The sequence below is a fragment of the Aliiroseovarius sp. PTFE2010 genome (assembly GCF_049943335.1).
Lineage (GTDB): Bacteria > Pseudomonadota > Alphaproteobacteria > Rhodobacterales > Rhodobacteraceae > JBNFVY01.
On sequence record NZ_JBNFVY010000008.1, the window covers coordinates 61,629 to 77,992 of the forward strand.

Here is a 16,364-nt window from a genome sequence, read left to right on the forward strand (position 1 = left end):
TGCGGCATCTGGGAGGAATACCATGACCAACAAACTGCTAACTTATGCGGCCGCCACGCTGATGGCACTGGGCACCACGGCACAGGCCCAGCAAGGCGTCACAGACGACACCGTGAAAATCGGCGTTCAAACCGACTTGTCCGGCCCACTTGCGACCTGGGGCGCACCTGCGACCAACGGCGTCCGGCTGCGCTTTGACCAGGCAAACGAAGCCGGCGGCGTGCATGGCCGCAAGATTGAACTCTTCGTCGAGGACACCAAATACGAAGTTCCAATGGCAGCGCGCGCCACCAACAAACTGGTCCAACGCGACGGTATCTTTGCAATGCTCATGGGGGCGGGCACGTCCCAGACCCTTGCGTCAATGAAGATCCTCGATAGCAAGGGTATCCCCAACCTGTTCCCGCTGACCGGGGCGGCGTCAATGACGGAACCCTTCAACAGACTGCACTTCAGCCAGTTCGCCAGCTACCGTGATGGCGTGATTGCGGGACTTCGCCATTTTGCAGAAGGCGGCGCAAAAAAGATTTGTGTGCAATCCGTGGCCAATGAATTCGGCGAAGAGATCAACGCAGGTGTCGCGATTGCTGTCGAACAAAACGACCTGGAGGTTGTCTACAAAGGGTCGCACAAAGTCACCGAAACAGACTTTGCCGGTGTGGCGACTGCCATCAAGAACACCGATTGTGAAGTCTTGGCCATGGGCTCTGCGATCAAGGATTCGATCACGCTCTACGCAACCTTGCGCCAGTTGGGCTGGGACAAGCCGATGCTTGGCTCGATGGTGCCCTATACGCCCATCGTCGCGGCGGCCGGTGACGGAAAGCTGACAGAGGGCATGTATGTGACCACGTCGGTTCTGGCGACCAATCTGGAAGGCAGCGAGGTCGATTTGGAAAGCTTTGACGAAGATCTGCAAGCCTTTGCCAAAGCGTATGAGGAAGTCTACGGTGAACCTGCAACCCTGCAAGCACAGATGGGCTACGTTGCGGCGGATCTGACGGTCCTGGCGCTGGAAAACGCAGGGCGCGACCTGACGGTTGATTCCCTGATCGCTGGTATCGAACAGATCACCGACTACAACGACATCTTCGGCGGTCCGACCCTGTCGTTCGGCCCTGACAAGCACGCGGGCGGCGACGGCTTCGTGATGGTGCAGAGCCAAGGTGGCGATTGGGTCGTGGTTGAAACCGACCTGCCCTACTGATCTTATCTAGCTCACTAACCTACCGGCGCGGCATAGTCCCCGCGCCGGTCATCAAGGGGACAAGACAATGCTCAGCGGAATACGTATCATCGAGATCGAGGGGCTTGGCCCAGCACCGTTCTCGGCCATGCACCTGGCCGATCTTGGCGCGGATGTCATCGTGGTGCATCGCAAAGGCGGCCCCGGCCTGCCGATCCTGCCTGACGCGCCGATCATTGATCGCGGCAAGCGCTCGATCGAACTGGATCTCAAGGATCCAGACGACGTGACGACGCTGAAAAAACTGATCACCACCGCAGACGGAATGGTCGAAGGGTTCCGCCCCGGCGTGATGGAAAAGCTTGGGCTGGGGCCTGAGGTCTGCCACGCCGTCAACCCCAAGCTGGTTTACGGACGCATGACCGGTTGGGGACAGACCGGGCCGATGTCGTCCATGGCCGGACATGACATGAACTACATCGGGCTATCGGGCGCATTGTGGTATGCCTCGCCTCCGGGACAACCGCCTGTAGCGCCTCCCACTTTGGTGGGTGATATCGGCGGTGGAGCGCATTATTTGACGGTCGGCATGCTGGCCGGAATTCTGCACGCCCGCAGCACTGGCAAGGGAACCGTCGTGGATGCGGCCATTGTCGATGGCTCGGCGCATATGATGAACCTGTTGATGGCCCTTCGCCAAAGCGGGCCGCAAAATTCGACGCGCGGCGCAAGCCTGCTCGATGGTCCACATTGGAGCCGCAGCTACGTCTGCGCAGACGGCGGCTTTGTCAGCGTGCAATGTCTGGAACCCCAATTTTATGGCACCTTCATCGGGCTGCTGGGGCTAAGCGATGACCCCGATTTTGCAACGCAGTTTGATCCGAAAAGCTGGCCAAAGGCGACGGCGCGATTGATCGAACTGTTCGCGACACAACCGCGCGATCACTGGGCCGAATTGTTTGCCGACACCGACGCCTGCGCAGCCCCGATCCTCAGTCCGGATGAGGCGGCGACCCACCCGCTTAGTCAAGCGCGCGGCATTTGGAAGGGCGACGATGGTCCGTTGCAATCAGCCCCTGCACCCCGTTTCGACGGGCATGCCGTGACACCGAACCATCCACCTGCACGCGGCGAGCACACCCAAGAAATTCTCGCTATGCTTGACGATGAACCTGACAGCTGAAGAACAACCGGCGGGGACTGACTGACCCGGATGAGTGGACGGCCAGATGGAAAGGCATTCCCCCAAGATCGACCGTGTTTTGGTGGAACCCAATTGCAAGCGATAACCTCAGGTCGGCGCGCCTGGCACGAAGGCGCGCCGTGATCGCCCCACGGTATCAGACGCTGTCGATCTAGCGGCCAAGCCTGCTGATCCTGGCGCGGGTGCAGCTGATTGTTGCGCAGTCCTTGATGCCGTCAGGTGGCTAGGCACCTGCGCACTCAGGCTTGTTGCGCCGGGCGCCAACACATCAGGCGGCTGATAGCACAATGGGTCTAAGAAAGTTTTGTCAGCGCCTAAGAACAACGGTGCCGCCCCGGGGCCCCACAGATATTCCCGTGTGAAAAGAAAGATGGCGATTGATCACCCCAACCAGGTTTGGTGAGCAGTCGTCACTTGCCGCCCTGCCGCACGGTGTCCCCAAATCGGCAGAATGAGCAAAAGGCAAGTTTATCAACGCCGGATACCTGCCAGGATAATGGGGGCAGCCCAATCCCAAAGTTACAGACGTCCCCGGAACACCTAATGACCAAAGTGAGTTCGGCAATTTTTGGGGCTGGGCCAGATTTTCTCTCATGAGCGGCATCCGCTCGAAATTGTGGCTTGAGCGATTAGCGCTCGAAATCGTTTGCCTGTATGCTTCCTCATGGAGGAAGCTGTTTGCGATTAAAGCTGCCATTTTCACGGCTAAATTTGGCGCAACGCTACATTTGGGGCGCATTGGTCGCCGCGCTCATTCCATTGGCAACCATTGCCGGACTTTATGATCGCTACAGTGCCAATCTTTTGGACAATCTCATCACCAACCGCATGGAGTCCGAGCTCGAAGCAACGGCCGCGAAATTGAACAACTTCATGGCGGTCCAGGTCAATCGGTTGGAAAACATCGTTGATTTGCCCGATACAACCGCGTTCTTTTCAAACCAGGATGCGGGCGGACTGACGCCGTTGTTGGGGGATTTTCTGAGGATTGAAACTGAAAGCCCGGACATCTATGCAATTGAGCTTGCAGACATTGATGGCAATATCCTGCAAACGATTCCGGAAACCCGTCACCGTGGCAAGCCAGATGACTACAATACACTGCCGTTGATCCAACACGGCGCTGTGGGGGTCTTAGGCCCCGTCCTGCCAAAAGGCGGTCGTCCGGGCTGGTTTCTTATCAGTATGCCTGTGAAGCTCAATCAAGAGGTCATAGGCATTGTTTCCTTGCGCATGCGCCTTGCGTCTCTTTCAGAGCAAACCTCATCCCTGGTCGAACCGAATGTCCACCGCCCCCAAATCGTGGTTTTTGACCGCATCAGGCTTTCGGCGGTTGGCACGGCAGCCAAGCCAGGCATCGAAATAGCGGGATCGCGTCAGTTTTTTCCCGGCTGGAAGATTCAACTGGTGAAGGGTCGGGATATCTTCAAGGAGCCTCGAACCTATATCCGCTATCTGCTCATGGTGGCGGCGGCAGCTTCTGCGCTCTGTCTGATATACCTGTTCTTGCAAATGTCAGAACGTTTGTCGCGCAACCTACAGCCACTCAGTGAAGGTGCGCGTGCGATTGCAAACGGGAATTTCAGTGTTCCGGTGTCCGAAGACGCGCCCGGAGAGCTCGGAGTTCTCGCCCGATCCTACAACCAAATGAGAGAACAACTCGGCAAACTCATTGAATCTCGGATTGACGTGGAACGCCGTGCTGCACTTGGCAATATGGCGGCTGGTATTGCGCATGAAATTCGAAACCCACTGACGACGGTATCGGCCACCGTGCATGGGTTGAAGCGCACAGAAAAAGATGCCGAGCGCCAACAAATGCTAGATGTAATCTCGTCAGAGATTGCCCGTGTTGATGGCGCGATCAGTGAGCTTTTGAACTATGCCCGACCGAGCGAGCCAGAAAAAGAACAAGTCGCGATCAAAGAGATCCTGCAATCCATAAAGGTCCTGATCGCGACGACTGCGCATGAAAAAAATGTTGTCGTCAACATCTCGGGTCAGTCGAATTTGCTGCTATTGCTCGACCAGTCCCATCTTCGACAGATAATGCTCAACCTGGCCCTCAATGCGATCGAAGCAATGCCCGAGGGAGGCCACCTGACCATGCGCGCCTATCGCAACAAGCGTAGCGCCGTGCTGGAGGTTTCGGACGACGGAACGGGTATTGATGAGGCGACCAAAGCGAAGGTCTTGCGACCGTTCTTTACAACAAAATCGGATGGTTCGGGTCTAGGGTTGTCGATAACCAATCAGCTTGTCGAGGCCAACGGCGGCACTATGCAGATTGAAAGTGAAACAGGGGTTGGTACCACCGTCACCATTACGTTCCCCGTCATCGATCCAGAGCGAGCGGCGTGATGAGAAAGACAACCGTGCTCATTATTGACGATGAGATAAAGCTGACCCAGTCCTTGGCATTTACGCTTCGCCAAGCAGGGATGGAATGCCTCGAAGCCCACAATGGGCATGCCGGATGCAACCTGGCCAAGAGCCACACACCGGACGTTGCTCTTCTCGACATCAGAATGCCTGGCCAATCCGGGCTAGAGGTGTTGGATTGGATGACGACAGAAACGCCAGATATGCCCGTCATCATGATGAGCGCCTTCGATGACACGAAGGACGCCGTGACGTCTATCAAGATGGGCGCTGTCGATTACATATCAAAGCCCTTCGATATCGATGAGTTAATTCATTTGATCGAAGAAACCAGCCGACGCAAACAACTTGAATCGGAAGTAAAGTACCTTCGCCAACGTTACACGAACGATCCCGAGTTTATTGGCAATTCGCACTTGATCCGAAGCTTGCGCGCGCAAATCAACCGCGTGAGCGAGAGCAATGTGAACACGTTGTTGCTGTCTGGCGAAACTGGCGCCGGGAAAGCCGTGGTTGCCAAGCAACTGCACTTGAAAGGAAGCGAAGCAGACAGTCCGTTCGTCGAAATCAACTGTGCTACTTTACCGGAAGGGCAGATTGAGGCCGAGCTTTTCGGGGCTGACAAGGGCGCCGTTCCTGGCAACGTATCGCGCAGTCGCGGCCTGGTAGAAATCGCCGATGGCGGAACGCTATTTCTTGATGAAGTCAGTGAAATGCCGCTTTCTGTCCAAGCCAAATTGCTGACCTTTATCGAAACTCGGAACTATCGCCCGGTTGGAATAACCCGCGAGCATTGCGCCGACGTTCGTGTCGTTGCAGCCACGAACAAGAATTTGGAGGAAGCCGTTGCGAATGGGTCGTTTCGCCAAGACCTGTTCTTTCGTCTCAACGTCATGCCCATGGAAATTCCACCGCTACGGGATCGAGGTCAGGACATAGAGTTGCTCGCAAGTTATTTCGCGCAGCGCTTTGCGCAAGAGACCGCGAATAAGCCTATTGGCTTTGGCAAGTCCACGATCGCGTTTTTCAATTCATACCCTTGGCCAGGAAATGTTCGGGAATTGCGAAACCTCGTCGAACGCTTGACGATCCTTCATCCGGGACAGGTCATTTCTGCAGATCACCTTCCATCTGAATTTCAATCCGTTGATCCAGTGGGGCCGGTATCCATCGAAGAGTCGATAGATGGCGTTGAAAGAAACATGATCCAGGATGCTCTGTTGAAATCCGGTGGGAAAAAGGGGGTGGCCGCAGAACGGCTGGGCATCTCTCGTCACGCGCTCAAACGTAAAATGCACCGGCTAGGTCTGCAATGAATTGGTTGAAAAGCATTCGGGGTCTGGGTTTCGCAGGTTGCGCGGCGTTTTCAATCGCATCGCAAGCTTTGGCGCAAGTGGTGCCAGTCAAGGTTGGGTGTCTTTATCCCCTGACCGGGCCCGCTGGGCTTTATGGGCGTGACAGCTCTGTCGCGATTCAAATGGCCCTGGATCATATCAGATCTCAGGGCTCTGCAGGCGATCCAGAGCTGGACGTGACAATTGAAGACACGCGGTCGAAGTCCTTGCGATCTGAAAAAATGGCGCGTCGCTTCATCGAAGAAGAAAAGGTTGATTTCCTATGTGGCGTTGTGAGTTCAAGCGTCGCGCGGGCGGTTTCCGCCGAGGCATTCAAGCACGAGACCTTCTTTATCGGAACCGACCACGCATCCCCTAACCTGACAACCGAAGCACTGCACTCCTATTACTTTCGCATGAGCAACGGGACCCGGCAGTCGATGCTCGCTGGTGCCAAATACATTCGTGAAAGTTATCAAAATCCGGATGAACCTCTATCCATTGCCTTCATCGGGCCCGACTACGAATACGGCTATCAAGCCTGGGATGATCTCAGAGAATTCTTGCGGCAGGAGGGCGTGGATTTTGAAATCGCTGGCGAGTATTGGCCTCGCCTGTTTGAAACCGACTACTCACTTTACCTACAACAGCTTTCAGATTCCCCCGCCGATATAGTTGTGAACGGCCACTGGGGGTTGGATCTGGTGACCTTCGTGAAACAAGCGCGCCTGAGCAACCTTTTCGAACGCACCCAGTTCATGAATTTTGATGCGGGGGGCAATTTTGAAATTTTGGCCGAACTGGGCAATGATATGCCCCTTGGTCTGGTTCTGTCGGCTCGACATCACGTCAATTGGCCCCCGACGAACGCCAATCACACTTTTGTCGAAGAGTTCTACGACATAGCCGGCCGCTATCCCAGCTACGCCGCGCAGGGGGCCTATGCGGGTATTTTGGCCATTGCAGAGGCCGTAAAAGTTGCAGGCGGCATGTCTGACAAACAGGCCGTTCGCACCGCACTTGAAAACCTGTCTTTGTCTCTGCCCGAAGACCCGCAAGGCTTTCGGTCAACCATGGATCCGACGTCACACCAACTCTTGCAAGTGCAGGCAATTGGGAAAACAGTTTTCAACAATACTCATGTGCCTGCAACTGTCCTTCTAGGTGAATGGTCGATCTACTATCCACCGGAAACCTGGCCGTCGCTTGACAGCGATCCCGGCTCCGCGCGGTGAAAGCTCCGCGCGTCGCGGCAATTGCGCAATCTGCGCGGTGTGGCGCAAATAACCTGCGGACTTCGTGAGAGTGCAGGGCACGGACTCTACGCAAGGATAGCCAAGCAACAAACCAATGCAATCCAGCTTTTGTGGGCGACACATTCCGCCGACAGGGAGCCGTCGCCTAAAGCGGCAACACGTTCACGACTGCATGCCTCAGAATGGGCTCATATACCCCCCAGGCAGACGTATTTCATCTCTAGGTAATCATCGATACCGTACTTTGATCCTTCACGACCTTGCCCTGACTGCTTTACCCCGCCAAAGGGGGCTACCTCGGTAGAAATCAGACCAGTGTTCACACCAACCATTCCGTATTCAAGCGCTTCCGCGACTTTCCAGACCCTCGAAAGATCGTTGGCGTAAAAGTAGGACGCGAGGCCAAAGATGGTGTCATTCGCTTGCTCAATAACGTCCTCGACACTCGCAAATTTGAACAGCGGGGCAACGGGTCCGAACGTCTCGTCGGATGCTATCAGCATGTCGCGGGTCACATCCTTGAGGATCGTTGGTTCAAAGAACGTACCGCCCAGTTCATGCGCCTTGCCGCCAGTCACAATCGACGCGCCTTTGGACGTGGCATCCTTGATGTGCTCTTTGACTTTCGCAACCGCCTCAGTGCTGATGAGCGGGCCAGCCACGACTCCGTCCGTGAACCCATCGCCGACCTTCATGGCGTCCACGGCTGCTTTCAGTTTTTCAGCGAACGCTTCATAGACGCCGCTTTGAACGTAGATACGGTTCGCGCAGACGCAGGTTTGACCGTTGTTGCGATATTTTGAGATCATTGCCCCTTCAACGGCAGCATCCAGATCCGCGTCATCGAACACAATGAACGGTGCGTTGCCGCCAAGTTCCATCGAGGTCTTCATCACCTGATCCGCCGATTGCTTCATCAGGATGCGACCGACTTCGGTCGAGCCGGTGAAGGTGAGTTTACGGACCTTTGCGTTTTCGCAAAACTCTTTCCCGATGATTGAAGATTGCTTGCTGGTCACGACTGAAAAGAGCCCTTTGGGAAGTCCTGCTTGCTCGGCAAGATACGCCATGGCCAGTGCCGAAAGGGGCGTTTCGGCCGCCGGCTTCGCGACGAAAGCGCAGCCGACCGCAAGCGCCGGCCCAACCTTTCTGGCAATCATGGCATTCGGGAAATTCCAGGGCGTAATCGATGCAACGACACCGACAGGTTGCTTGAGCACCATGATCCTTTTGTCAGGTTGGTGCCCGGGAATGATGTCGCCGTAGACGCGCTTGGCTTCTTCTGCAAACCATTCGATGAAACTTGCGCCATACAGGATTTCACCTTTGGCCTCGGCCAGGGGTTTTCCCATTTCGGCACACAGGATTGCACCTAGATCGTCGACATTGGCGACCATGAGATCATACCACTTGCGCAGAACGCTGGCGCGGTCTTTCCCGGTTTTGCCTGCCCAGTCTTTCTGCGCAACATAGGCTGCGTCAATTGCCGCCCGTGTCTCGTCTATGCCCATGTCCGGCAACACCGCGATCACGTCTCGCGTCGACGGGTTTAGGACCTCAAAGGTATCGCCGGTGGAAGACTCGGCCTGCCATTCGCCGCCGATATAGGCGCCTTTCAGCAGAAGGCTCTTGTTGCTCAACCGTTGCTCCAGAGTTTCTAGAAATTCAGTCATCTTTCTGCATCCCGCTTTCCTGTATCCCAGCCAGCCGCCGGGCGTTTCCTTACTTGTCCCAAAATGTTGGCACGACGCGCGGCCTGGGTTCGGTGTACTTTTGTCGGACCTGACCTGTGCCCAGACCCGGCAACGGATCCGACGGGATTTTTCCGAAGGTCATGGTTTCGATAAGTCTCAGGATACGCATACTGTCTTTGAACTCGACGTTGTCTCATCCCACAAGGACCCGCCGGTCCAGTGCACCAGTCCCGTCTGCCGCTGACACTGTGCCCGAAGGTTATCGCTTTCGTGTAATCCCAGGTTTGCGGATCGACGTGTAGCGATTGGTTGTCCAACATTTCGCGATCCGCGTTCCCTTAATATGCCGCTTGATAGATCGCCAAAGCATCTTCGCGTGTGACCTCACGGGGGTTGTTTACCAACAGCCGGGTCTGGTTCATCGCATCATCGGCGAGCTTGGGAAGCACGTCTTCGGGGATGTCCATCTCGCGCAGAGACTGTTGCAAACCGCAGGCCTCAGAGAGCTTTTGAAGCTCGTCACAGAACGCGAGCGCCCGACCTTGTTCGCCAACCTCGGCAAGTTTGGGGAATGCATAAGGTGCGATGGCCGCATAGGGTTCGGGATTGGTTTCAGCGTTGAAACGAAGCACATGCGGCAAGACCAGCGCGTTTGATAATCCGTGTGGAATGTGGAAATGACCGCCCAACGGGTAGGCAAGGGCATGCACAGCGGCGACAGGAGAGTTCGCGAATGCCTGTCCAGCAAGCAAGGATCCCAACAGCATTGCCGAGCGCGTTTCCAGGTCAGAGCCATCTTGGACGGCACTCAACAAAGATGAGCCCATAAGCCCAAGCGCTTTTTCCGCAAGCATGCGTGAGATCGGATTGTTGTTTTCACTGGTTGATGCGTAGGATTCGATTGCGTGCACCATGGCGTCAATGCCGGTGGCTGCAGTGATATGGGAGGGCAATCCCAGCGTCAGTTCTGGATCAAGTAAAGCGATATCAGGAATGATGACCGGTGACACGACCCCCATTTTTTCATTGGTGCCGGTGGTGACGATGGAAATCGGCGTAACTTCTGACCCAGTGCCCGACGTCGTCGGAATAAGGATGAGCGGAAGACGCGGCCCCTTCGCGTTGCCGACACCAAAAGCGTCCTTGAGGGTTTCCGTCCCAGGCGCCAACAACGCCGCCAGTTTCGCCACATCCAGTGAAGAGCCGCCCCCAAGGCCAATGACACCATACGAACCATGCTCGATGGCCGCTTCGGCACAGAGCATGACCACTTTTTCCGGTGGGTCTGCCTGCACATCCTGAAACAATCTCACCTCAACGCCGGAAGACTTTAGCGCGGCAAGTGCTTTGTCGACGATGCCCGTTGCCACCATGCCTGGATCTGTAACCAGCAGAACGCGCGTACCAATGGTTTCTTTGACCATTTCGCCAAGCTGCGAAATCAATCCAGCACCAAATCTGACACTGGCTGCGGTGCTAAAGGTAAATGGGTTCATTGGAGGGCCTCTCTTTTTCGATCTTATTCGAATATCCGTGTGGTTGTTTTCGTGGGTGCCGCAGATGGCGAAATCGCGCGGCCAAACCCGGGCATCATAGCCCCCCAATAGGGGAAGACGTCTGCAGAGCTCCCGCCGCTACCGGTTTGAATGTCGCCCACATCAACCGCCTCGGTAGCGGAATGCGAAACGGCGTGGCGATCGATCAATCGGAGAAGCTTCGGCCGCAACGGGTGCAGTTCTGAAGTGCGCAAGTTTGGCGCAACTGGCGAGAGCTTGGGAAACTCTATAATCGGCAGCGTCTTTGTTCCCCTCACGATGTCATCACAACTGGTCATCTCAACCGATTTCCCACTCATCCAAACCTGATCGTCTGACATGTTGACGCCCCCCTTGATCGAGCCTTTCGGAAAACTCCGAAATCGATGGCTTCTGTTTCACTGCGCCCCGGTTGGTTCATGTATGTGAGCGTTCTGACAGTGTGTTGGCGGCTAGGCCGCTTCAGTGTTGGTCATCAGGCTGATCTGACCGCGTTCGATCGAATAGACCTTGTCGACCACCTTTTGCGAATGCGTGTAATCTGACTCGGACACCAGGACTGTGAGATGTTCAGACCTGAGATTTCCGATCACTTCCATCAGACGCGCCGCAAGTGCCGGCGCGACACCTTCGAAGGGTTCATCAAGCAGAAGAAGGTTGGAACCGGCGACCAATGCACGCGCCAAAGCGACCAGTTTTTGCTGACCGCCACTGAGGGTAAGCGCCTTTCGATCGGCAAACCGGCCAATTTCTGGCATCAGTTCATAGACCCATTTCAATCGGGCAGTATCGGTGTTTTTGGTGGCCCAGAGGGAAACCAGGATGTTCTCTTCGACCGTGAAATGCGGGACAAGCCGGCGATCTTCTGGAAGATACCCGATACCCAAGGCCGCCCGCTCATGCGCTTTGGCCGTGTGCAGATCGACATGATTGAACCGAATGCTGCCCTTCTCGACAGGCAGGATCCCCATGATGGAGCGCATCAGTGTGGTCTTGCCGGCCCCATTTCGCCCGACCAGACCGCATGTCGTTCCCGTTTCGATTTCCAAGCTCACATCCCGAAGTATGGGCACGCGTTGGATGGATAGGCTGATGTTATCGATTGCCAGCATCAGTTTGCTCCCGTTGGTTGCTTGTCGTCGGCCGCGTTGCGGTGGAGTTCACTGCCAATCACGAATTCACGCACCTTCTGGTTCTCCAGGACCTCTGCTGTTGGTCCATCGGCAAGAATGGTGCCCTCATAAAAGGCGACGCAGCGGGGCGAAAATTCTTCAACGATTTCCATGTCGTGTTCGATAAAGAGAACGGCCGTTTTGGTGGTCTTCAGCGCATCGATAAGAACACGCATGAAATCCATCTTTTCATCCGCGCTGACCCCACTGGTCGGCTCATCAAGAAACAGCAGATCAGGTTCTGAGACGGTTGCCATGGCAATATCCACCAGTTTGCGCACGCCTTGGGGTAGGGTCTGGATCTCTTGGTCGGCGTAGCGCTCGATGCTGAACCGTGCGAGCAACTCATGCGCCTCTTTTTCCAGCTGGCTATCGACGGCAGGTTTGAACAGAACAGGTCTGTCCTGTTTTGCGATCGTCAACGCGATCAGCATGTTTTCGATCACGGGCAACTCAGGAAAGAGCTGCGGAATCTGAAACGACCGACAAATACCCAGCTTGGTAATGTCGCGCGTTGGGCGGCCCGTGATGCTCTTGCCGCGATAGATGATATCCCCCGAAGTTGGCTTGAGGTATCCGGTCACCATGTTGACGAAAGTTGTTTTGCCGGCCCCGTTCGATCCGATGACGCCCATGACTTCGCCGGCCTGGATCGAGATATTGATGTCCTTCGCCGCGTACACGGCGCCGAATTTCATCTCGAGGTTTTTGGTTTCAAGAATTGTCGTCATCACTATTCACCCGCGAACGGTGCTGCAGCACCTTCTTGTTTTGTTGCCGTCTTCTTTCTGGCGATCAGTGACCACAGGCCTTTTGGAAGAAAGATGATTGTGAGCAACATCACCGTGCCCAGGATCATCTGCCAGGTATTCGGAGAGATCTCGACGGCGTACACCCGAATGATTTCCAAGAGGAATGTGCCGATCATCGGTGCCGCGATGTTTCCGATACCCGAAAGGATTGAGACAAACACAAATTGACCCGAGGTCGTCCAATTCGTCATTTCAGGATCAACATGGCCAAGCGGCAGCGCCCAAAGCACACCGCCAATGGCCGAAACGACCGCAGCCAGAACATAGGTGATGTGAACGGCCTTGTGAGCTGACGTACCAAGATATTCTACGCGCAATTCGTTTTCGCGGATGGCTTCGTTGATGTAGCCGATCGGGCTTTTCAGAAAGCGATTCAGCGCAATAGCACAGCCAATCGCGATAATGCACGTCAGCGAATACAGCGTCAGTCGGGCAGTTTCACCGGTTGGGCTCCAGCCAAGATACGACGCTGTTGGCAAGTTGAAGCCGTCCGTCGAGCCCAATTCTTCAACGCCCGAAAGCACACCGAACAGGATCATTGAAACCGCCAGCGAAAGCATGGCGAAAAAGATCTCTCGGTATCGGCGCAACAGAAAGCCGAGCACCGTAGAGAGAACAAGGGCCGCCAGGATGCCAACAACCAACAAAACGAAGAAATCAGTGATGCCAAAGAATTTGGCCGTCATGCCAGCAGCGTATCCGCCGACACAGAAGTAGAGCCCTTGACCGAATGACACGAGCCCTGCGCGCATCTGGATCATCACACCAAGCGCAACAAGGCCTGTTCCCAAGGACACGTGCACGTAATTCACCAGCCATTTGGGCAATATGAAAGCGATGCAAATAAGGATAGGTAGGGCCACGAGAAGCCCGATTTCGGTGCGGTCCAAATTCTTGGTCATATCTTTCTGCTTTCTGCCAGGGCGAACAGGCCATAGGGCTTCACCGCCAAAACTGCAGCCATGACAAGGTAGATTGAGAACAGTTCAGCAGGCGGGTAGAGGTGGACTGAGGCCGCACGCGCGAAACCCACAATAAGAGCGCCCAGCATTGCGCCGCCGATGGACCCCATGCCGCCGATCACGATGACAGCAAACGACAGCACGATGATCTCGGCACCAATGCCGGGTGAGACCGAGATTTCGGGGGCAGTGATTGCGCCGCCCAAGGCCCCCAGCACTGCGCCCAAAACAAATGTAGCGGTGAAGAAGAACGTCACATTGATGCCCAGAGCGCCGCTGATCTCACGGTCTTCAATGACCACAAGAAGCAACTTGCCGATGCGGGTCTTGTTCAGCGTGTAAAACAGCGCAAGCCCAACGACAATCGCCGTGCCGATAATCAGGAATTTGTAGACCGTGTAAGGAATCCCAAACACGTCAATGGTTCCAAAATAGAACGCCGGCTGCCAGGCAACGTAGGAATCCGTGCCCCAAATCAGTTTCGTCACATCTTCGAGGATGAGGAAAATCGCGTAGGTCACAAGCACCATGAGCACTTCATCACGCCCGTACATGAACCTCAGGATACCGCGTTCGACGACCAGACCCGCGATAACCCCCGCGATTAGTGCGGCAAGGGGTATAAGCAAAAACGTGAAAGCAACTGTACTGCCAGTCGCGGTGTAGAGCCCGATGGCCCATGCCGATGAATAGGCCCCAAGGGCATAGAAACCGCCGTGGGCCATGTTGAGAATGCGCATCACGCCGTAGATCAGCGTCAGCCCCACCGATGACAAGAAAAGCCATGCAGCAAAACCAAGGCCATCCACTGCTATCGCTACTGCGGAAAGCATACGTTACTCCAATCATTGCGGGCCGTTCTGTTCGGCGTACCGGCTTGGCCCCGAAAGAAAGCCTGAACCATCTAAATCCCAAGTCCGAGCTGGCTCGGCGAATTGGCTTTCGGGGCGACAGCACGTTGTGCAGCCGCCCCGACAGGGTGGTCACTGTGCTATTCGCACTTTGCGCCTTCGAAGCCGCCATTGATCCAGTCAATGGAAATCGCGCCAGCCGGCGGGTTCACGCATTCGGCAGGGAAGCGGATGATATCCACCAGCGTCGCTGACCCTGTATCCTTGTCGTATTGATACGTGCCATAGGCCGTGCCCTGGATCGCCTGGTGTCCGTTTGCCAGGGCCATGGAAACGGTGCCGCTTGGCCCTTCCCATTCAAGCCCTGTAAGAGACCCAATGATCGCATCCTGATCTGCGCTTCCGGCCTTGTCGGCCGCCGCTTTCACCCCAAGAAGGGCTTGAGCCATCTTGTACGACGGATAGGTCGGCAACGTCCCAAAGCGATCAAAGTATGCCTTGCGGAACCATGTGTTCAGCTCGGATGCGGGTGCAAGATCACCGTGCGGGCCACGCGCGCCAATGATGGTTCCGTCAGGCATTTGGGGGCCCAACCGGTGCATGGCCGTCTCGCCAGTGCTCAGAACGACCTTCGAGCGCTCAAAGATACCGCGCGCGGACCCCTGGATGATAAAGGCTTCCAGATCGCCACCCCAAAAGCTGGAGTGCACCACATCAGGTGTTGACGTCAGCAAGGCTGAAATCTCCGAGCCGTACTGACCCGCATGGATCTTCGGGAATTGCTCTGTCGCGATTTGTGTTCCGCTTTTCAGCTGCGCCATCGTTGCGGAAAAATCACGCCAGTTGTCCTGTCCGAAAGCGTAGTTCTGGTTGATACCGGCGATGGTATCGGATGGCGCCCCGGTCTCGACAAGATATCGGGCCGCAGCAACGCTATCCATTGTCGCGTGTCCACCAGTGCGAAAGGTGTACTTCGGGTCCGTCACGATTTCTTCGAAAATCTGGGGTGTTCCGCAATCAAACAAGATTGTCAGGCGCTCGGCCTTTTCTGCTTCCGGCGCGATCGCTTTGCAGCTGCCCGAAGAGACATAGCCGATGACCATTTCAACGCCGTCTTTTTCGACAAGTTTGAGATAATCCGCGTTCTTTTGTTTTGAGTTTTCATCAACGAAGATCGGATCAATTATGGACCCACCGATACCGGCGGTATTGTACTGCCCGGGCACGGCCCCTGCGTTGATGGCTTCGATCATCAATTCGGCAGCATTGCGTGCAGGCACTCCGAAGGGCCCTGCCGCACCACCTGACAGGAACGTCACAAAACCGACTTTGACGGAACTGTCCTGAGCATGGGCTTCGGACGGAGCGGTAAAAGTGGCCATCAGACCAATTGCGGCAGCGGCGAACAGCGACGTTGTGTTATTGAGTACCGCACCAAACGGCGACTTCTTATGAACGGAATTGTCCATTCTTCTCCTCCAAGTTTTGACCTTGTGAAGGATCAAAATCCGCACAGTCGATCGTGATTGATCGGGGCACTTTGCGTGCCTTCTTGCTGAACGAAATCCTCCCCACACGACCGTCTGATCGCGTCCGCTTATTTCGGCAGACGAGACAACTTCATTCAACTTGCAGAAGAAAAGTACCCGAGCGCATACCGCTCATGATAACTGTTTTCTTGAGCGCATACCGCTCAAACGGGATTTTCTTGGCTTTGGGCACGGTCGATACCAAGGGAAAATCTGTGTGATAGGCCGCTGCGCCGGCTGCCCACCGTCGGACCAGGTCTTCCCTGGCCGACTTGACGCAAGTCGCAACCGCTGCGGTGTCGCAGCAGTCGACCTTTCTGGCCTGGGATCCCCGACATTTCTGCCGGCGAATAGGGGCGGCAGGTTGCACCCCGTTGCCGTCACCGCGCAACACCGCGCCCGACAATTGGAAATCCGCGACGCGTTATTGGCCAATGGATATCAGGT

12 protein-coding genes are annotated in these 16,364 nt (G+C 55.6%); 5 read left to right on the forward strand and 7 right to left on the reverse strand.

The window, feature by feature from the left end; translation table 11 throughout:
* The first annotated feature begins 22 nt into the window (after positions 1–22).
* The 5 genes from ACP2AV_RS11830 to ACP2AV_RS11850 all read left to right on the forward strand — a co-directional run bounded on the left by ACP2AV_RS11830 (position 23) and on the right by ACP2AV_RS11850 (position 7,341).
* The gene (locus ACP2AV_RS11830; protein WP_426372938.1) at positions 23–1,207 is read left to right on the forward strand and encodes an ABC transporter substrate-binding protein; all 1,185 of its coding nucleotides are present in this window, start codon (positions 23–25) and stop codon (positions 1,205–1,207) included.
* A gap of 67 nt (positions 1,208–1,274) precedes the next feature.
* A complete protein-coding gene (locus ACP2AV_RS11835; protein WP_426372939.1) occupies positions 1,275–2,369 on the forward strand; it encodes a CaiB/BaiF CoA transferase family protein in 1,095 nt (364 codons plus the stop codon).
* A 732-nt stretch (positions 2,370–3,101) separates the two neighbouring features.
* Entirely contained in the window at positions 3,102–4,751 is a 1,650-nt protein-coding gene (locus ACP2AV_RS11840) for a sensor histidine kinase (RefSeq protein ID WP_426372940.1), read from the forward strand.
* Positions 4,751–6,088, forward strand: coding sequence for a sigma-54-dependent transcriptional regulator (locus tag ACP2AV_RS11845; protein ID WP_426372941.1), 1,338 nt, complete (start codon positions 4,751–4,753; stop codon positions 6,086–6,088). The genes ACP2AV_RS11840 and ACP2AV_RS11845 overlap by 1 nt, the downstream gene beginning before the upstream one ends.
* Entirely contained in the window at positions 6,085–7,341 is a 1,257-nt protein-coding gene (locus ACP2AV_RS11850; RefSeq protein WP_426372942.1) for an ABC transporter substrate-binding protein, read from the forward strand. The genes ACP2AV_RS11845 and ACP2AV_RS11850 overlap by 4 nt, the downstream gene beginning before the upstream one ends.
* Positions 7,342–7,550: 209 nt before the next feature.
* Here the strand turns inward: ACP2AV_RS11850 and ACP2AV_RS11855 are convergent, their stop codons facing one another.
* The 7 genes from ACP2AV_RS11855 to ACP2AV_RS11885 all read right to left on the reverse strand — a co-directional run bounded on the left by ACP2AV_RS11855 (position 7,551) and on the right by ACP2AV_RS11885 (position 15,857).
* Entirely contained in the window at positions 7,551–9,035 is a 1,485-nt protein-coding gene (locus tag ACP2AV_RS11855) for an NAD-dependent succinate-semialdehyde dehydrogenase (RefSeq protein WP_426372943.1), read from the reverse strand.
* A gap of 359 nt (positions 9,036–9,394) precedes the next feature.
* Positions 9,395–10,552 (reverse strand): iron-containing alcohol dehydrogenase, encoded by a 1,158-nt coding sequence (locus ACP2AV_RS11860; RefSeq protein ID WP_426372944.1) that lies wholly within the window; start codon positions 10,550–10,552, stop codon positions 9,395–9,397.
* Positions 10,553–11,043: 491 nt separating this feature from the next.
* Positions 11,044–11,703, reverse strand: a complete 660-nt coding sequence (locus ACP2AV_RS11865; protein ID WP_426372945.1) for an ABC transporter ATP-binding protein — start codon at positions 11,701–11,703, stop codon at positions 11,044–11,046.
* Positions 11,703–12,494: an ABC transporter ATP-binding protein gene (locus tag ACP2AV_RS11870; RefSeq protein ID WP_426372946.1), complete on the reverse strand. Its 792-nt coding sequence runs from the start codon at positions 12,492–12,494 to the stop codon at positions 11,703–11,705. Before ACP2AV_RS11870 ends, ACP2AV_RS11865 begins: the two co-directional genes overlap by 1 nt.
* Positions 12,495–12,496: 2 nt before the next feature.
* Entirely contained in the window at positions 12,497–13,465 is a 969-nt protein-coding gene (locus ACP2AV_RS11875; RefSeq protein WP_426372947.1) for a branched-chain amino acid ABC transporter permease, read from the reverse strand.
* A gap of 8 nt (positions 13,466–13,473) precedes the next feature.
* The gene (locus tag ACP2AV_RS11880) at positions 13,474–14,370 is read right to left on the reverse strand and encodes a branched-chain amino acid ABC transporter permease (protein WP_426372948.1); all 897 of its coding nucleotides are present in this window, start codon (positions 14,368–14,370) and stop codon (positions 13,474–13,476) included.
* Between the two features lie 158 nt (positions 14,371–14,528).
* Positions 14,529–15,857 carry an ABC transporter substrate-binding protein gene (locus ACP2AV_RS11885; RefSeq protein ID WP_426372949.1) on the reverse strand — a complete coding sequence of 443 codons (1,329 nt, stop codon included), beginning with the start codon at positions 15,855–15,857 and terminating at the stop codon, positions 14,529–14,531.
* Positions 15,858–16,364: the final 507 nt, after the last annotated feature.